The sequence below is a fragment of the Streptomyces sp. NPDC060031 genome, assembly GCF_042736805.1.
Classification (GTDB): domain Bacteria; phylum Actinomycetota; class Actinomycetes; order Streptomycetales; family Streptomycetaceae; genus Streptomyces.
In genome coordinates, this window is the sequence record NZ_JBHWVM010000078.1 from 21,666 (window position 1) to 37,627 (window position 15,962).

Annotated in this window: 15 protein-coding genes, 1 tRNA gene and 1 pseudogene; 5 read left to right on the forward strand and 12 right to left on the reverse strand. The window is 73.0% G+C overall.

Annotated features, from left to right (window positions below; translation table 11 throughout):
- The first annotated feature begins 387 nt into the window (after positions 1-387).
- A complete protein-coding gene (locus tag ACFWB8_RS28095; protein WP_385232924.1) occupies positions 388-1,701 on the forward strand; it encodes an amidohydrolase family protein in 1,314 nt (437 codons plus the stop codon).
- A 54-nt stretch (positions 1,702-1,755) separates the two neighbouring features.
- Positions 1,756-2,412 carry an SDR family oxidoreductase gene (locus tag ACFWB8_RS28100; RefSeq protein ID WP_385232927.1) on the forward strand — a complete coding sequence of 219 codons (657 nt, stop codon included), beginning with the start codon at positions 1,756-1,758 and terminating at the stop codon, positions 2,410-2,412.
- A 38-nt stretch (positions 2,413-2,450) separates the two neighbouring features.
- Here the strand turns inward: ACFWB8_RS28100 and ACFWB8_RS28105 are convergent, their stop codons facing one another.
- Entirely contained in the window at positions 2,451-2,849 is a 399-nt protein-coding gene (locus ACFWB8_RS28105) for a DUF3574 domain-containing protein (RefSeq protein WP_385232930.1), read from the reverse strand.
- A 287-nt stretch (positions 2,850-3,136) separates the two neighbouring features.
- Positions 3,137-3,218: transfer RNA gene (locus ACFWB8_RS28110), tRNA-Tyr, on the reverse strand.
- Positions 3,219-3,418: 200 nt separating this feature from the next.
- Here ACFWB8_RS28110 and ACFWB8_RS28115 point away from each other — a divergent pair.
- The 3 genes from ACFWB8_RS28115 to ACFWB8_RS28125 all read left to right on the forward strand — a co-directional run bounded on the left by ACFWB8_RS28115 (position 3,419) and on the right by ACFWB8_RS28125 (position 6,193).
- Positions 3,419-3,907: a YajQ family cyclic di-GMP-binding protein gene (locus ACFWB8_RS28115; protein WP_385232933.1), complete on the forward strand. Its 489-nt coding sequence runs from the start codon at positions 3,419-3,421 to the stop codon at positions 3,905-3,907.
- A 302-nt stretch (positions 3,908-4,209) separates the two neighbouring features.
- A complete protein-coding gene (locus tag ACFWB8_RS28120) occupies positions 4,210-5,457 on the forward strand; it encodes an APC family permease (RefSeq protein ID WP_385232966.1) in 1,248 nt (415 codons plus the stop codon).
- Positions 5,458-5,638: 181 nt separating this feature from the next.
- Complete coding sequence (locus ACFWB8_RS28125; RefSeq protein WP_385232936.1) at positions 5,639-6,193, forward strand: hypothetical protein; 555 nt, start codon at positions 5,639-5,641, stop codon at positions 6,191-6,193.
- 124 nt (positions 6,194-6,317) lie between these two features.
- Here the strand turns inward: ACFWB8_RS28125 and ACFWB8_RS28130 are convergent, their stop codons facing one another.
- The 10 genes and pseudogenes from ACFWB8_RS28130 to ACFWB8_RS28175 all read right to left on the reverse strand — a co-directional run.
- Complete coding sequence (locus ACFWB8_RS28130) at positions 6,318-6,710, reverse strand: YccF domain-containing protein (RefSeq protein WP_385232939.1); 393 nt, start codon at positions 6,708-6,710, stop codon at positions 6,318-6,320.
- Complete coding sequence (gene htpX, locus ACFWB8_RS28135) at positions 6,707-7,570, reverse strand: zinc metalloprotease HtpX (RefSeq protein ID WP_385232942.1); 864 nt, start codon at positions 7,568-7,570, stop codon at positions 6,707-6,709. Before htpX ends, ACFWB8_RS28130 begins: the two co-directional genes overlap by 4 nt.
- A gap of 179 nt (positions 7,571-7,749) precedes the next feature.
- Complete coding sequence (locus ACFWB8_RS28140; RefSeq protein WP_385232945.1) at positions 7,750-9,339, reverse strand: NADH-quinone oxidoreductase subunit N; 1,590 nt, start codon at positions 9,337-9,339, stop codon at positions 7,750-7,752.
- Positions 9,336-10,895: a NuoM family protein gene (locus ACFWB8_RS28145; protein WP_385232969.1), complete on the reverse strand. Its 1,560-nt coding sequence runs from the start codon at positions 10,893-10,895 to the stop codon at positions 9,336-9,338. The genes ACFWB8_RS28140 and ACFWB8_RS28145 overlap by 4 nt, the downstream gene beginning before the upstream one ends.
- Positions 10,896-10,933: 38 nt before the next feature.
- Positions 10,934-12,925 carry an NADH-quinone oxidoreductase subunit L gene (locus tag ACFWB8_RS28150; protein WP_385232948.1) on the reverse strand — a complete coding sequence of 664 codons (1,992 nt, stop codon included), beginning with the start codon at positions 12,923-12,925 and terminating at the stop codon, positions 10,934-10,936.
- Positions 12,922-13,263 (reverse strand): NADH-quinone oxidoreductase subunit NuoK, encoded by a 342-nt coding sequence (nuoK, locus tag ACFWB8_RS28155; protein ID WP_385232951.1) that lies wholly within the window; start codon positions 13,261-13,263, stop codon positions 12,922-12,924. Before nuoK ends, ACFWB8_RS28150 begins: the two co-directional genes overlap by 4 nt.
- Positions 13,263-13,913, reverse strand: coding sequence for an NADH-quinone oxidoreductase subunit J (locus ACFWB8_RS28160; protein ID WP_385232954.1), 651 nt, complete (start codon positions 13,911-13,913; stop codon positions 13,263-13,265). The genes nuoK and ACFWB8_RS28160 overlap by 1 nt, the downstream gene beginning before the upstream one ends.
- Entirely contained in the window at positions 13,913-14,542 is a 630-nt protein-coding gene (locus ACFWB8_RS28165; RefSeq protein ID WP_385232957.1) for a NuoI/complex I 23 kDa subunit family protein, read from the reverse strand. Before ACFWB8_RS28165 ends, ACFWB8_RS28160 begins: the two co-directional genes overlap by 1 nt.
- Complete coding sequence (locus ACFWB8_RS28170; protein ID WP_385232960.1) at positions 14,542-15,510, reverse strand: NADH-quinone oxidoreductase subunit H; 969 nt, start codon at positions 15,508-15,510, stop codon at positions 14,542-14,544. The genes ACFWB8_RS28165 and ACFWB8_RS28170 overlap by 1 nt, the downstream gene beginning before the upstream one ends.
- Positions 15,507-15,962 (reverse strand): annotated as a pseudogene (locus ACFWB8_RS28175) (NADH-quinone oxidoreductase subunit C); the annotation flags it as partial. The gene ACFWB8_RS28170 and the pseudogene ACFWB8_RS28175, both read right to left, overlap by 4 nt.

Here is a 15,962-nt window from a genome sequence, read left to right on the forward strand (position 1 = left end):
GATCGCCCAAATCCTTTGCGGGGCCTGGCCTCGGAGGACTCCGCGAAGCCATTCCCGATCACCACTCCGGCCCCTCTGGCCCCCTTTTCGGCCCGGATTGTGTGCGGGGTCACAGTCGGCCACCCCGCGCACCGACCGCCCAACGCCCCCACCGCCAATCCGTCACCCGTCCCTCACCCGTCCCTCACCCGCCCGTCGGCCTCTGCGGTCCGCCGCCCCGGCGCGCGCCCGCACGCCGGGGCGCGTGGGCACCACACCGGTACGACTATTGCGCTCTTCCGTGAAGCGGGCACCCCCGCGCCCTAGGCTCTGAGCACGCTGCGTGATCTTGGGCCGCGGGCCGGGCGGCCACGGCCCAGGAACCGCCCGAGCCACCGCAGGAGCGCGATGTCCGACAGCCAGCCGCAGCAGCAGCCGTCCCACTCCCCGCGCAGCGGCCGCGGCGACGGCGGCGGCCACGGGCACCTGCGCCCGGCCGGCCACGGGAACGCGGCAGCCGCCGAGTCCACGACCCTCCTGCTCGCCGGGGCCCGCCTCACCGACGGCCGCACCGTCGACGTCCGCCTCAGCGGCGGCCGGATCCAGGCCGTCGGCACGGCCGGGAGCCTGCCCGCGCCCGCGATCTCCCGCGTGGACCTGAGCGGCTACCTGCTGCTGCCCGCCCCGGTCGAGCCGCACGCCCACGGCGACACCGCCCTGACGGCCGACGGGGAGGGTCCCGTCTCCCACACCCCCGACGAGGTGCAGCGCCGGGCCACCGAGGCCGCCCTGCTCCAGCTCGGCCACGGCGCCACCGCCGTACGCTCACACGTCCGGATCGGCGACGTGCACGGCCTCGGCCCCATGGAGGCCGTCCTCCAGGCCCGCCGCTCCCTGCGCGGGCTCACCGACCTCACCGCCGTCGCCTTCCCGCGGCTGCTGACCGGGGTGGCCGGCGCGGACGGGCTCGCCATGCTGCGGGACGCCGTCAAGATGGGCGCCTCCGTCATCGGCGGCTGCCCCGACCTCGACCCCGACCCGACCGGCTTCCTCGAAGCCGTACTGGAACTCGCCGCCGAGCACGGCTGCCCCGTCGACCTGCACACGGACGGTGACGACCCCGCCCGCCTGTCCCGGCTCGCGGCGATGGCCGGCGGACTGCGCCCCGGGGTGTCCCTCGGCCCCTGCGGCGGCCTGTCCCGGCTCCCGCTCGACGTGGCGGCGCGCGCCGCCGACCAGTTGGCCGCGGCCGGCGTACGGGTCATCTGCCTGCCCCAGGGCGACTGCGCGGCCCTGGAACGCCGCGGCCTGCGCACCGCCCCCGTACGGCTCCTGCGCGCGGCCGGGGTGCGGGTCGCCGCCGGAAGCGGAGCCCTGCGGGACGCCGGGAACCCGGTCGGCCGCGGGGACCCGCTCGAAGCCGCGTACCTGCTGGCCTCCCAGGGGGGCCTGCGGCCCATGGAGGCCTACGACGCGATCAGCGCCGCCGCCCGCGAGGCGATGGGCCTGCCGGAGGTGCGGGTGGAGGCGGGCTTCCCGGCGGAGCTGCTCGCGGTGCGCGGGGACCGGATCGCGGGGGTGCTGTCCCTCGCGTACAGCCGGATCGTGATCCACCGCGGGCGGGTGGTAGCCCGGACGAGTGCCGTACGGGAGTACTGCGATTCCGCCGTCGCCGTGGCGCTGGACCTGCCCCGGCAGGGCCGTATGGAACCCGGTCCCTGAGCGTTCGCCGTCCGTTCGCGGGCGCACGTGCCCGGGTCGTCGTACGGTCGGGACATGCGCATCGTCATCGCGGGTGGACACGGTCAGATCGCGCTGCGGCTGGAGCGCCTGCTCGCCGCGCGCGGGTACGAGGTCGCGGGCATCATCCGTGACCCCGCACAGGGCGACGACCTCAGGCAGGCGGGCGCCGAACCGGTGCTGTGCGACCTGGAATCGGCTTCGGTCGAGCACGTGGCCGGGATCCTGCAGGGCGCGGACGCGGCGGTGTTCGCGGCCGGCGCGGGTCCCGGCAGCGGCGTCGGGCGCAAGGACACCGTCGACCGGGGTGCGGCGGTGCTCTTCGCGGACGCCGCCGAACGGGCCCGCGTCCGGCGCTTCCTGATGGTGTCCTCGATGGGCGCGGACTCGCGGCACGAGGGCGACGACGTCTTCGACATCTACCTGCGGGCCAAGGGCGAGGCCGACGACCACGTCCGCACCCGGCTGGGCCTGGAGTGGACCGTACTGCGCCCCGGCTCGCTGATCGACGACGCGGGTACGGGCCTGGTCCGGCTGGAGGCGAGGACGGGCCGCGGGTCGATCCCGCGCGACGACGTGGCGGCGGTGCTGGCGGAGCTGATCGAGACCCCGGCGACGGCGGGCCTGACCCTGGAGCTGATCTCCGGCGCGACCCCGGTGTCAGTGGCGGTCAAGGACATGGCGGGCAACTGACGGAAGCCGGCAGCCGGCCCGCGTCCCCTGAGGACTCCTCAGAACTCCGCGGTCACCTTGTCGTCGGACCGCCCGACCGAGTCCTGCTGGAAGCGGTCCTCGTACGCCCGCCGGATCCGCTCGATGCGCACGCTGCGCTCGTCGGCGTCCTTCTCGGGGTACAGCAGCACCACCTCGTACGAGGTCTCGTGCACGGCCTTGCCGTCCTGGCCCCGCCACTGGCCGTACCCGTCGTGGACGGTGAGTCCCTCGGGGAAGGCGGGGGTGATCTCCCGCTCCAGGAAGCCCATGAACTCCCCCTCCGCGACCGGGGGCCGGCCGCCGGGGCGGTCGGTGCCGAAGTACAGTCGGGTCTCCTCGTACGGCTGGCCCACTTCCGTGTGGAGCGCCGCCCCCACGAGAGCCGGGATCCCGGCCCCGAGCAGGGCGATGAGCACTCCGCCGCCGACCCTTCCACGTGTGTCAGATGTCCATTTCACCCCCGTGCAACGAACGGCGGGCCCAGACGATGCGGCTGATGATCGGCTCCGACGCCGGACGGGCGGCGGCCGAATCGGTGTCTGCCCTTGTCCCGCACGCCGGGGCGCGAGCGGCGGGCCGCTGCGGGTCCCGACAGGTTCGCTCGACTGGACCTGCGGTGCGCCCGGGCACTGCCGGGCTCGCGGACGCATGCGAGAAGACCCCCGTCACTGCGTTTCCGCAGTAACGGGGGTCTCACATCGCGTGGCGGCGCCAGGGTTCGAACCTGGGTAGGCTGAGCCGGCAGATTTACAGTCTGCTCCCTTTGGCCACTCGGGCACACCGCCAAGGGTCGCTGCCATTTTTTCCGCCTTGCGGCGGCGCTCCCTGGCAACGACGTAAACGATACCTGATGACCGGGGATGCTTCGCCACCGGATTGATCAGCGCCGCCGGCGGACACGGTGGCTAGGCTTTGCCGAGCGGGCCGGGGATGTCCGGCCGCGCCCTTCGGGGCCGTCACAGCCGACTTCAAGGAGCCACAGCACATGGCCGACTCCAGTTTCGACATCGTCTCGAAGGTCGAGCGGCAGGAGGTCGACAACGCCCTCAACCAGGCCGCCAAGGAACTCTCGCAGCGCTACGACTTCAAGGGCACCGGCGCCACGATCGCCTGGTCGGGCGAGAAGATCGTGATGGAGGCGAACTCCGAGGAGCGCGTCAAGGCCATCCTCGACGTCTTCGAGACCAAGCTGATCAAGCGCGGCATCTCCCTCAAGGCGCTCGACGCCGGCGAGCCGCAGCTGTCCGGCAAGGAGTACAAGATCTTCGCCTCGATCGAGGAGGGCATCTCCCAGGAGAACGCCAAGAAGGTCGCGAAGATCATCCGGGACGAGGGTCCCAAGGGTGTCAAGGCCCAGGTCCAGGGCGAGGAGCTGCGCGTCAGCTCGAAGAGCCGCGACGACCTCCAGGCCATCCAGGCGCTCCTCAAGGGCAAGGACCTGGACTTCGCGATCCAGTACGTGAACTACCGCTGATCACACCGTTACCCGGTCTCCGACCGGACCCACGCCGGCCCGGCGGTCCTTCACGGACCGCCGGGCCGCGGTCGTTTCTGCGGCAGTCCAGAGAAGCGGCTCCTCCCGGGGTGGAGGCCCGGGGTTCCTCGCTGGATCCTGCTGAACGCCGTACCGGACGACGGGCGCGGCGTACGGCTCGACCTGAGCGGTCTGCGCCGCCTCGACCACGCGTGCCTGACCGCGCTGCCCGGCTCTGGCAGGACCGGCGCACGCCGCTCTCCGGCCCCAAGGGCGTCATCTGGGCCGACTACCCTCCGCCCGTGGACAACGAGCTGAAGCGCACGCTGGGCGTGTCCGACGCGGTCGTCGTCGGACTCGGCGCGATGGTCGGGGCCGGGATCTTCGCCGCGCTCGCCCCGGCGGCCCACGCGGCGGGCAGCGCGGGCGGCGCGCTCCTCGCGGCCCTCGCCGTGGCGGCCGGGGTGGCCTGCTGCAACGCGCTCTCCTCGGCGCGGCTCGCCGCCCGGTATCCGTCCTCCGGCGGCACCTACGTGTACGGGCGTGAGCGGTTGGGCCCCTTCTGGGGCCACTTGGCCGGCTGGGGCTTCGTCATCGGCAAGACCGCGTCCTGCGCGGCCATGGCGCTCACCGTCGGGGCGTACGCATGGCCCGGGCAGCAGCGTGCCGTGGCCGTCGCGGCGGTGGTGGCGCTGACCGCCGCGAGTTACGGCGGTGTGCAGAGGACCGCCCGGATCGCCCGGGTGATCGTGGTGGCGGTACTGGCCGTACTGGCCGGGGTCGTGGTGGCGTGCCTGTCCTCCGGCGCGGCGGACGCCGGCCGCCTGGGCGGCGCGGACGGGATCGGCGGCAGCGGGCTGCTGCAGGCGGCCGGGCTGCTGTTCTTCGCCTTCGCGGGCTACGCCCGGATCACCACCCTGGGCGAGGAGGTGCGCGATCCGCAGCGCACGATCCCGCGGGCGGTGCCCCTCGCCCTCGGGATCGCCCTGTTCGTGTACGCCGCGGTCGCGGTGGCGGCGCTCTCGGTGCTCGGCGCCGACGGCCTGGCGCAGTCGTCGGCCCCGCTGGCCGACGCGGTACGGGCGGCCGGTCGGCCCGCCATGGCCCCCGTGGTCCGGGTCGGGGCGGCCCTGGCGGCGCTGGGCTCGCTGCTCGCCCTGGTGCTCGGGGTGTCGCGGACGGTCCTGGCGATGGCCCGCGACGGCCATCTCCCCCGCACGCTGGCGGCGGTACACCCGCGGCGCCGGGTGCCGCACCATGCGGAGCCGGCGGTGGGCGCGGTGGTGGCGGTGCTCGCGGCCACCACCGATCTGCGGGGCGCGATCGGCTTCTCTTCCTTCGGGGTGCTGGTCTACTACGCGATCGCGAACGCCTCCGCGTGGACTCTCGATTCAGGTGTCAAGGACCGGGCCGTGGCAGCGGTCGGGCTGTCCGGCTGTGCGGTGCTGGCCTGCGCGCTGCCCGCCGCCTCGGTGGCCCCGGGCGCGGCGGTACTGGCCGCGGGCGCGCTCGCCTACGCCGTGCGCAGGCGCTTCACGCCCGGGGTCTGAAGCCGGCCCAGGGCGTCAGCGGCGCCGGCACGGGCGCTTCGTGGTCCGGCGCGCGGTGGCGCGCACGGGCTGCGGCTCGCTCCGGCAACTACTCGTCCTCATTCATGCACACACAGTGACAGCCCCCACTGACAATCGCCCTGACCTGGGCCTTCCACCCGTCCGGCACTACGCTGCGGCGATGCACTCACTGCCCCGCCGCGCCCGCACCGCCATAGGCGTGCTGGCCCTCGTGCTCGTCGCCGTCGTCGCCTGGCAGCTCTGGAAGCAGTCGAAGCAGGGCGACTTCGCCTCGGATCCCGACCCGTGCGCGCTCGTCTCGACGCAGACGGTCAGGCGGCTGGTCCCGGTGGAACCGGAGCCGGAGGAGAAGCGGGCCATGGCGTACTGCACGTGGGCTCCCGCGAAGGTCGCCGGCGGCGGCCCGCCGACCGTGCAGGTGCAGGTGACGCGCCTGTGGCTGGACGAGGCGCACACCAGCTTCCTGCGCACGAAGGCGGAGCCCGAGGGGAAGGCGGGTCCGATGACGACGGATCTGACGGACTTCGGGGACGAGGCCTTCATCCGCTACCGCTACATCGCCGGGAGCAACGGGGCCGCCGAGGTCGTCTTCCGCCGGAGCAACGTGGTGGTCTCGGTCCGGTACTCCCCCGCCGACGGCGACTCCGAGAAGGCCGGCGCGGGCGCCGTGGCCGCGGCCGCCGAGGCCGCGGACAGGCTCGGCCGGGAGAAGTAGGAGCAGCCGCCCGGACGGAAAGGCAGCCGCAGGCGCTACGCCGAAGGCCGGCCCGCCGGCAGGGCGGACCGGCCTCGAAAGGGCGGTGTTCGGGGGCCTACGGCCGTCGGCCCCGTACGGGCGCTCAGCGCGAAGCGAACGGCGCGTTCGTCGGGACGATCTCGCGGCCCAGCGGGAGCAGCGACAGCGGGACCATCTTGAAGTTGGCGATGCCGAACGGGATGCCGATGATCGTCACGCACAGGGCGAGGCCGGTGATGATGTGGCCCAGGGCCAGCCACCAGCCCGCGAGGACCAGCCACAGCACGTTGCCGACGCAGGACGGCGCGCCCGCGTCGCGCCGCTCGACCGTGGTGTAGCCGAAGGGCCACAGGGCGTACACCGCGATGCGGAAGGCGGCGATGCCGAAGGGGATGCCGATGATGGTGATGCAGAGCAGCACGCCCGCCAGGCAGTAGCCGAGGAACAGCCAGATGCCGCTCAGGACGAGCCAGATGATGTTCAGGATTGTCTTCACTGCCTGCGGCCTGCCATTTGTTCGAGCCGGGCGATGCGCTCGGCCATCGGAGGGTGGGTGGAGAACATCTTCGAGAGTCCCTCACCCGGCCTGAACGGGTTGGCGATCATCATGTGGCTCGCTGTCTCCAGTCGGGGCTCGGGCGGCAGCGGTAGCTGCTTGGTGCCCGCGTCAAGCTTGCGCAGGGCGCTGGCGAGGGCCAGCGGGTCCCCGGTGAGCTGGGCCCCGGAGGCGTCCGCCTCGTACTCGCGCGAGCGGCTGATCGCGAGCTGGATCACGGACGCGGCCAGCGGCCCCAGGATCATGATCAGCAGCATGCCGAGGAAACCGGGGCGCTCGTCGTCGTTCGACCGGCCGATCGGGATCAGCCAGGCGAAGTTCACCAGAAACATGATCACGGAGGCAAGGGCCCCGGCGACCGATGAGATCAGGATGTCGCGGTTGTAGACGTGGCTCAACTCGTGGCCGATGACCCCGCGCAGCTCGCGCTCGTCGAGGATGCGCAGGATGCCCTCGGTGCAGCACACCGCGGCGTTGCGCGGATTGCGGCCGGTGGCGAACGCGTTGGGCGCCTCGGTCGGGGAGATGTAGAGCCGGGGCATGGGCTGGCGCGCGGAGGTGGAGAGCTCGCGCACCATGCGGTACAGCTCGGGGGCCTCGAACTCGCTGACGGGGCGGGCGCGCATCGCGCGTAGAGCCAGCTTGTCGCTGTTCCAGTACGCGTACGCATTCGTCCCGAGGGCGACGAGCACGGCGACGATCAGGCCGCCCCGCCCGAAGAGGCTTCCGATGACGATGATGAGTGCCGACAGCCCGCCGAGGAGTACGGCGGTCTTCAGCCCGTTGTGCCGGCGGTGCACGGTACGCCCTCCAAATGGTGCGGCCGGGGAGCCCCGTCATGGAACTGAGGGTCTTCGGTCCAGTGGACCCTCCCTCACTGGTCAACGCCAGGTGGGGGCGCCGGGTTCCCGGGGCACGACTGCCCCGCCGCCCCCGGGGCGGGGGCGGCGGGGCAGCGGCGGGCGTTGCTCCGTACGGGTTACTGCGGGAACAGGCTGCCCGCCGCGAAGCGCAGGACGAGCTGCGGGGCGCCCGAGAGCACCACCGCGACCGCGGCGGTGAGCACGATGGCGGTCGTCACCGGCCACGGGGCCGAGGTACGGGCGGCGGGGGTCTCGGACGGCGTCGCTTCCTCCGGAGCGCGGAAGAGGAGCGCCGTCCAGCGCAGGTAGTAGTAGAGGGCCATGACGACGTTCACGGCCATGACCACGGCCAGCCAGCCCAGGCCCGCGTCGACGGCCGCCCGGAAGACGGTGATCTTCGCGAAGAGCCCGATGATGCCCGGCGGCAGACCGGCCAGGCAGAGCAGGAAGAAGGCCAGCGCGAGCGCGGCGAAGGGGCGCTCGGCGTACAGGCCGCGGTAGTCGCTGATCCGGTGCAGCGGCTTCGTACGGGCCACCAGGGCGGCCACGGCGAAGGCGCCGAAGTTCACGACGGCGTACATGAGGGCGTACGCGACGGTGGAGCCGATCTGGTCGCGGTCGGAGTACGCGGCCGCGGCGATCGGGACCAGCAGGTAGCCGGCCTGGCCGACGGAGGACCAGGCGAGCAGCCGCACGGCGCTGTTCGGGCGGTCCGGGGACTGGCGCAGGGCGGCGGCGTTGCCGAGCGTCATGGTGAGCGCGGCGAGGACGGCCAGGGCCGGGCCCCAGATGTCGGAGTACGCCGGGAACGCGATCACGGTGACGAGGACGAGGCCGGTGAAGCCGACGGCCTTGCCGATCACCGAGAGGTAGCCGGCGATGGGCAGCGGGGCGCCCACGTAGGTGTCCGGGACCCAGAAGTGGAAGGGGACGGCCGCGGTCTTGAAGGCGAAGCCGACGAGGGTGAGCGCGACGCCTGCCATGGCGAGGGTGTCGAGCTGCCCGGGGACGCTCTCCAGCCGGTCGGCGACCTGGCTGAGGTGCAGGGAGCCGGTGGTGGCGTAGACGAAGCTGACGCCGAGCAGGGAGACCGCGGTGGCGGTGACCGAGGAGAGGAAGAACTTGAGGGCGGCCTCGGAGGAGAGCCGGTCGCCGCGGCGCATGCCGACGAGGGCGAAGGCCGGCAGCGAGGCGACTTCGAGGGCGACGATCAGGGTGGCGAGGTCGCGGGAGGCGGGCAGCAGGGCCGCGCCCGCGGCGGAGGAGAGCAGCAGGAACCAGTACTCGCCGGCCGGCATGCGCGCGTCGCGGACGGCGGTGACCGACAGCAGGGCGGTGATCAGGGCGCCGGCCAGCACCAGGAACTGGACGACGAGCGCGAAGTGGTCGGCGGTGTAGCTGCACGCGGCCGGGTCGGCGGTGCCGGGCCCGGTGAGGCAGAAGGTGGCGCGGTCGCCGGCGCGCAGCGGCAGCAGGGTGGCGGTCGCGGCGGCCAGGCCGGCGACGGAGAGCCAGCCGAGGAGCGGCTTGTGCTTCTGCGGTACGAAGAGGTCGGCGACCAGGACGACCAGGCCGACGGCGGCGGTGATGACCACGGGCGCCACGGCGAGCCAGTCCACGGACTGGACCAGGCTCGGGGCCGGGCCGGGGCCCGGGGTCTCGGCGGAGAGGACCGCCAGGGCCGTCACGGCCGTCACGGCAGTCATGAGTTGCCTCCTGCGAGGAGCTTCTGGACGGCCGGGTCGGTGAGGCCGAGGAGGACCGCGGGCCACAGGCCGGCGAGGACGGTGAGGGCGGCGAGCGGGGTCCAGGCGGCGAACTCGTAGCGCTGGATGTCCGCGAGGGCGGCCGGGGCGGCGCTCGCGGCCTTGGGGTCCCCCATGCACACGCGCCGTACGACGATCAGAAGATATGCGGCGGTGAGCAGGGTGCCGAACGCGCCGACGGCCATGTACGTGAGGAAGGCCGGGCGCGACAGGCCCTCGGCGGGGTCGAACGCGCCGAACAGGGCCAGCATCTCGCCCCAGAACCCGGCCAGGCCGGGCAGGCCGAGGGAGGCGACGGCGGCGAAGGCCAGGAGCGCGCCGAAGCGCGGGGCGCGGCCGTAGAGGGCTGCGCCGGTGGCCCCGGCGAGGGTGTCGAGGTCGGCGGTGCCGTAGCGGTCCTTGAGGGCGCCGACCAGGAAGAAGAGGAGGCCGGTGATGAGGCCGTGGGCGATGTTGGCGAAGAGCGCGCCGTTGACGCCGGTGGGGGTCATGGTCGCGATGCCGAGGAGCACGAAGCCCATGTGGCCGACGGAGGAGTACGCGATGAGCCGCTTGAGGTCGCCCTTGCCGCCCTTGCGCGCCAGCGCGAGGCAGGCGAGGGACCCGTAGACGATGCCGACGGCGGCGAAGGCGCCCAGGTAGGGGGCGAAGGTGGCCATGCCGTCGGGGGTGGCGGGGAGCAGGATGCGGACGAACCCGTACGTGCCCATCTTGAGCAGGACGCCGGCCAGCAGGACGGAGCCGACGGTGGGCGCGGCGGTGTGGGCGTCCGGCAGCCAGCTGTGCAGCGGCCACATCGGGGTCTTCACCGCGAGGCCGATCCCGATGGCCAGAACGGCCAGGATCTGGGTGCTGTGGGACAGTTCGCGCCCGTTGTCAGAGGCGAGTGTCACCATGTCGAAGGTGCCGCTGTTCAGCCCGATCAGCAGCAGACCGAGCAGCATGACGACGGACCCGAGGAGCGTGTAGAGGATGAACCGCCAGGCGGCTGCCTGCCGCTGAGCACCGCCCCAGCGGGCGATGAGGAAGTACATCGGGATGAGGACCATCTCGAAGGCCAGGAAGAACAGCAGCAGGTCGAGTACGGCGAAGGTCGCGAGGGTGCCGGACTCGAGGACCAGGAGCAGCGCGACGAAGGCCTTCGGGGAGGGGCCCGCGGGGAGCTTGAAGTAGCTGTAGAGCGCGCAGAGGAAGAACAGCAGCGCGGTCATCAGGAGGAGGGGGAGCGAGATGCCGTCGACGCCGAGGTGGATCCGGACGTTCAGCGCCTGGATCCAGCTGATGTCCGTCGTCGCCTGGAAGCGGGACGGGGCGTCGTGGTCGAAGCCCAGGGTGAGGGCGATGGCCGCGGCGAGGATGACTCCGGTCACGGTCACGCCGTGGCGCAGCACGGCCTGTTCGGGGCTCTTGCCCTTGAGTCCGGGCGGGGCGGGCAGGAGGGCCGCGGCGGCGCCGACGAGCGGTCCGGCCACGATGAACGCCAGAAGGAACTGCATCACGGACGGGCTGATATCAATCACGGCTGACTCACGGCTCACGATCCGGCGTTGACGTTGGCGAGGACGGCGGTGGCGATCGCCAGGACCACGGCGCCGGCGAGCAGGGCGCTCAGGTAGCTCTGCACGTTGCCGGTCTGGGCGCGGCGTACGAGGCTGCCGAGCAGCCGGGGGCCGATGCCCGCGCCGCGGACGTACGTCTCCACCACCTCACGGTCGAGGAAGCGTACGAGGCTTGCGGCGCCCCGGACGGGGCGGACGAACAGCCGGTCGTAGACGGCGTCGAGGTGGAAGCCGTCGGCCGCGTGGCGGTGCAGTGGGCCGAGCAGCGCCGTGCCGGGGTCGGGGGCGGTGCCGGCGGGGACTGCGGGGTGGTCGTGGGTGACCTCGGCGACCTCGGGGGTCTCGGCGGCAGACTCCGCGGCGGCGACCGACACGGGAACCCCGGCCGCGGCACCGTCCTTGGCCACGGCACGCTGCCAGAGGGCGTAGGTGAGCAGGCCGCCGATGACGGCGGCTCCCGTGCCGAGGACCGAGGTGGTGACCGTCGGGGTGAGCTCCTTGCCGTCGAACCAGTCGGCGAGGGGACCGGCGGTGAGACCGAAGCCGACCGACGGGATCGCCAGCAGCCACAGCACGCCGGTCATGGCGACGGGCTCCTTGCCGTGGTCGGGGGCGGCGGCGCCCCGGCCGCGGAAGGCCATCAGCCACAGCCGGGTGGCGTAGGCGGCGGTGAGCAGGGCGGTCAGCACGCCGGCGACGAGCACCACCCACCCTGCCGAGCTCGGGGCGAACTCCGAGTGGCCGGTGGCGGTGTGCTCGGCGGCGACGAGGACGGCTTCCTTGGAGAAGAAGCCGGCGAAGGGCGGGATGGCGGCGAGCGCGAGCAGCGCGATCGTCATCGTCCAGAAGGCGTCGGGGATGCGCCTCGCCAGGCCGTCCATGCGGGACATGGCGGCGAGGGAGTTGGTGCCGGCGGCGTGGATGATCACGCCCGCGCCGAGGAACAGCAGCGCCTTGAAGGCGCCGTGGGACAGGAGGTGGAAGACGGCGGCCGAGCGGTCGCCGACGGCCAGGGCGCCGATCATGTAGCCGAGCTGGCCGATCGTGGAGTAGGCGAGCACGCGCTTGATGTCGTCCTGGGCGAGGGCGGCGAGCGCGGAGCCGACCATCGTGACGGCCGCCATGACGGCCATGACCACCAGTGCGGCCCGCGAGGCCGCGAAGACCGGCAGGAGGCGGGCGACGAAGTAGACACCGGCGGCGACCATCGTCGCGGCGTGGATCAGCGCGGAGACCGGAGTGGGGCCCGCCATGGCGTCCGGGAGCCAGGTGTGCAGCGGGAACTGCGCGGACTTGCCCGCGACTCCGGCGAGCAGCAGCAGTGCGATCAGCGTCGGGTGGTCGAGGCCGCCCGCGGCGACGGTGCCCAGGATCTTCGTGATCTGGAAGGAGTCGGCGTCGGCGGCGAGCGCGAACAGGCCGATCAGGAAGGGGACGTCACCGAGCTTGGTGACGAGGAAGGCCTTCAGGGAGGCGGAGCGGGCCGCCTCGGTCTCCCAGTAGTGCCCGACCAGGAAGTACGAGCAGATGCCCATGACTTCCCACCCGACCAGCAGCACCATCAGGTCGCCGGAGTAGACGACGAGCAGCATGGCGGAGGTGAACAGTGAGACGAGAGCGGCGTACGACGGATAGCGCGGGTCCTCGCGCAGGTACGCGGTCGAGTAGAGCTGTACGCAGGTGGCGACGACCCCGACCAGGACGGCCACCAGCACGGCGAAGCCGTCCAGGTACAGCGAGAGCTCGATCGGCACCGAGCCGGTCGGGGTCAGCTCGGTCGCGGTCTCGATCGCCTTGCCGCCGCCCTGGCGGAAGGCGACGAGCACCGCCAGTACGGCGGCGGCCAGCGTCGGCAGCACGGCGAGCGGCCGGACGAAGCCGGGCGCGCTGCGGCCGAAGAGGAGTCCCGCCACCGCGCCCAGGAAGGGGAGGAGGGGGACGAGGACGGCGAGGGTCGGGGTGCTCACGCGGCGGCTCCAGTCGCGCTGTCCGGCTCGTGGCCCTCGGCGGTGTCGCGCAGGTGGTCGACGTCCGCGGTGCCTCGGTTGCGGTACACCATCAGCACGATCGCGAGGCCGATGCCGATCTCGGCGGCGGCGATGGCGATGGTGAAGAGGGTGAGGGCCTGGCCGGCGTGCAGGGCGTCGCGCAGCCAGACGTCGAAGGCCACCAGGTTGAGGTTGACGGCGTTGAGCATCAGCTCGACGGACATCAGGACCAGGATGGCGTTGCGGCGGGCGAGCACTCCGTACAGGCCCGTGCAGAAGAGGAGCGCCGCCAGCACGGCGGGGTAGGCGAGGTGCATCAGCGCTGCCCCTTCTTGTCGCCGGCGGTGGCGGTGGCGGCGGCGGTGGTCGCGGTGGCGGCGGCCTGGTCCGCGGGGTCGTTCTTGCGGGACAGCACGATGGCGCCGATCAGGGCTGCGAGGAGGAGGACGGAGAGCGCCTCGAAGGGCAGGACCCAGTGCCGGAAGAGGATCTCGCCGGACACCTGGGTGGAGCCTTGGGCGGGGCCGTCGAGGTCGATCCAGGTGGTGCGGAAGGCGTCCACGACCACCCAGACGAGCGCGGCGGCCGCGACGGCGGCGACACCGAGCGCGACCCAGCGGTTGTTGGAGTCGGCGTCCGGGGAGCGGCCGATGGGGGCCTTGGTGAGCATCAGACCGAAGAGGAGGAGGACGACCACGGAACCGAGGTAGATCAGTACCTGGACCCAGGCGATGAACTCGGCGGTCAGCAGCAGGTACTCGACGGCGATGCCGCCGAGCGCGACGACCAGCCACAGGGCGGCGTGCACCAGCTGCTTGGTGGTGACGGTGACGGCTGCCGCGCCGAGGGTGGCGAGTCCGACGAGGACGAAGGCGATCTCGACGCCCGTCGGGGAGAGGAAGCCGGGGACGGGGCCGGAGCCGGCGCCGGTGGCCGCGGTGGCCGCGGCGAGGTGGGCGGCGTACATCAGGCGGTGCCTCCCGCCGGGGTGTCGGGGGTGCCGTCGGCGGACGGACCGGGTGAGTCCGGCGTGCCCGCGACCCGATCGGCCTCGGCGGCGGCTGCCGCGGCGGCCGCGGCGGCCTCGGCCTTCTCCACCGCCTTGCGGGCGGCGGCGAGTTCCTTGGGCTCCTCGGCGGCGGGGTCCAGAGCGGGCGGGGCCGGGACGGTCCACATCCACTCGCGGAGCTTGTCGCGCTCGTGGGTGAGCTCGTGGATGTCGGTCTCCGCGTACTCGAACTCCGGCGACCAGAAGAGGGCGTCGAAGGGGCACACCTCGATGCAGATGCCGCAGTACATGCAGAGGGAGAAGTCGATGGCGAAGCGGTCGAGGACGTTGCGGCTGCGCTCGCGGCCACCGGGGGTGGAGGCCGGCAGCGTCTCCTTGTGGGAGTCGATGTAGATGCACCAGTCGGGGCACTCGCGGGCGCACAGCATGCAGACCGTGCAGTTCTCCTCGAACAGGCCGATGACCCCGCGCGAGCGCGGCGGGAGTTCGGGCTGCACCTCGGGGTACTGGGCGGTGTGCGAACGCTTCGTCATCGTGCGCAGGGTGACGGCGAGGCCCTTGGCCAGGCCGGATCCGGGGATGGGCATCAGTTGATCGCCACCTTCACGATGCCGGTGAGCGCGATCTGGGCGAGCGCGAGCGGGATGAGTACGGTCCAGGCGAGCTTCTGCAGCTGGTCCTCGCGCAGTCGCGGGTAGCTCACGCGGAGCCAGATCACGACGAAGGCGAGGACGGCGACCTTCAGCAGGGTCCAGACCCAGCCGAGGTCGTCACCGCCGAAGGGACCGTGCCAGCCGCCGAGGAAGAGGACGGTGGTGAGGCCGCACAGGACGACGATGCCGGCGTACTCGGCGAGCAGGAACAGCGCGAAGCGCAGACCGGTGTACTCGGTGTACGCGCCGAAGATGATCTCGGAGTCGGCGACGGGCATGTCGAAGGGGGGCCGCTGGAGTTCGGCGAGGCCGGCGGTGAAGAAGACGAGGGCGCCGATGATCTGCCAGGGCAGCCACCACCACTCGAAGGCCTCGACGATGCCGGGGAGGGAGACCGTCCCGGCGGCCATGGCGACCGAGGCGGCCGCGAGGAGCATGGGCAGTTCGTAGGCGAGCAGCTGCGCGGCGGTGCGCAGGCCTCCGAGCAGGGAGAACTTGTTGGCCGAGGCCCAGCCGGCCATGAGCGAGCCGAGGACTCCGACGCCCATGACCGCGAGCGCGAAGAAGAGGCCCGCGTCGATGACCTGGCCGACCGCGCCGGTGCTCGGGCCGAGCGGGATCACGAGGAGGACGAGCAGGTAGGGGAGCAGCGCGACGGCGGGCGCGAGCTGGAAGATCCGCCGGTCGGCGTTGGCCGGGACGATGTCTTCCTTCTGCGCGAACTTGACTCCGTCGGCGACGAGCTGGGCCCAGCCGTGGAAGCCGCCGGCGTACATGGGGCCGAGGCGGCCCTGCATGTGGGCCATCACCTTGTGCTCGGTCTGCCCGATGACGAGCGGGAGCACGAGGAAGACGGCGAAGACGACGATCAGCCGCAGGGCGACGTCGAGGACGTCGTTCACGCGTCGCCTCCGTTGTCGGTGTTCGGGTTCGGGTTCGGGTCGGCGGTCTCGGGTTCGGCCGGGGGCTCCGGCGCGGGCGCGGGTGCCTCCGGCGCGGGCGCGGGGGCGGGTGCCTCCGGCGCGGGCGCGGGCGCGGGGGCCTGGGGCGCGGGTGCGGGTGCCTGGGGCGCGGGTGCGGGTGCCTGGGGGGCCGGGTCCTCGAAGGCGGGCTTCGGGTCGTGCCAGGGCGCGTCCGCGCTACGGGGGGCCGGGCGGCGGGGAGCCTGCGGCTCGGGCTTGGCCGCGTCGGCCTCGCCCTCCGGGCCGGGGGCGTCCACGGGCGGCTCCGCCGGGGCGGCCTGGCTCGCCGAGCCGTCGGCCACCGAGCGGGTACGCCGGGGCGGGCGCGGCGGGGCCTCGCCCTGCGGGCCCGGGGCGTCCGGGGTCGGCTCGGCCGCGGGGCGGGTACGGCG

Coding starts and splice junctions, on each gene's coding strand:
- ACFWB8_RS28145 (WP_385232969.1), bottom strand. CDS start 10,895: ATGCAGTTCCTTCTGGCGTTCATCGTGGCCGGACCGCTCGTCGGCGCC.
- ACFWB8_RS28160 (WP_385232954.1), bottom strand. CDS start 13,913: ATGTACGCCGCCCACCTCGCCGCGGCCACCGCGGCCACCGGCGCCGGC.
- ACFWB8_RS28140 (WP_385232945.1), bottom strand. CDS start 9,339: ATGACTGCCGTGACGGCCGTGACGGCCCTGGCGGTCCTCTCCGCCGAG.
- nuoK (WP_385232951.1), bottom strand. CDS start 13,263: ATGCACCTCGCCTACCCCGCCGTGCTGGCGGCGCTCCTCTTCTGCACG.
- ACFWB8_RS28125 (WP_385232936.1), top strand. CDS start 5,639: ATGCACTCACTGCCCCGCCGCGCCCGCACCGCCATAGGCGTGCTGGCC.
- ACFWB8_RS28095 (WP_385232924.1), top strand. CDS start 388: ATGTCCGACAGCCAGCCGCAGCAGCAGCCGTCCCACTCCCCGCGCAGC.
- ACFWB8_RS28165 (WP_385232957.1), bottom strand. CDS start 14,542: ATGCCCATCCCCGGATCCGGCCTGGCCAAGGGCCTCGCCGTCACCCTG.
- ACFWB8_RS28115 (WP_385232933.1), top strand. CDS start 3,419: ATGGCCGACTCCAGTTTCGACATCGTCTCGAAGGTCGAGCGGCAGGAG.
- ACFWB8_RS28100 (WP_385232927.1), top strand. CDS start 1,756: ATGCGCATCGTCATCGCGGGTGGACACGGTCAGATCGCGCTGCGGCTG.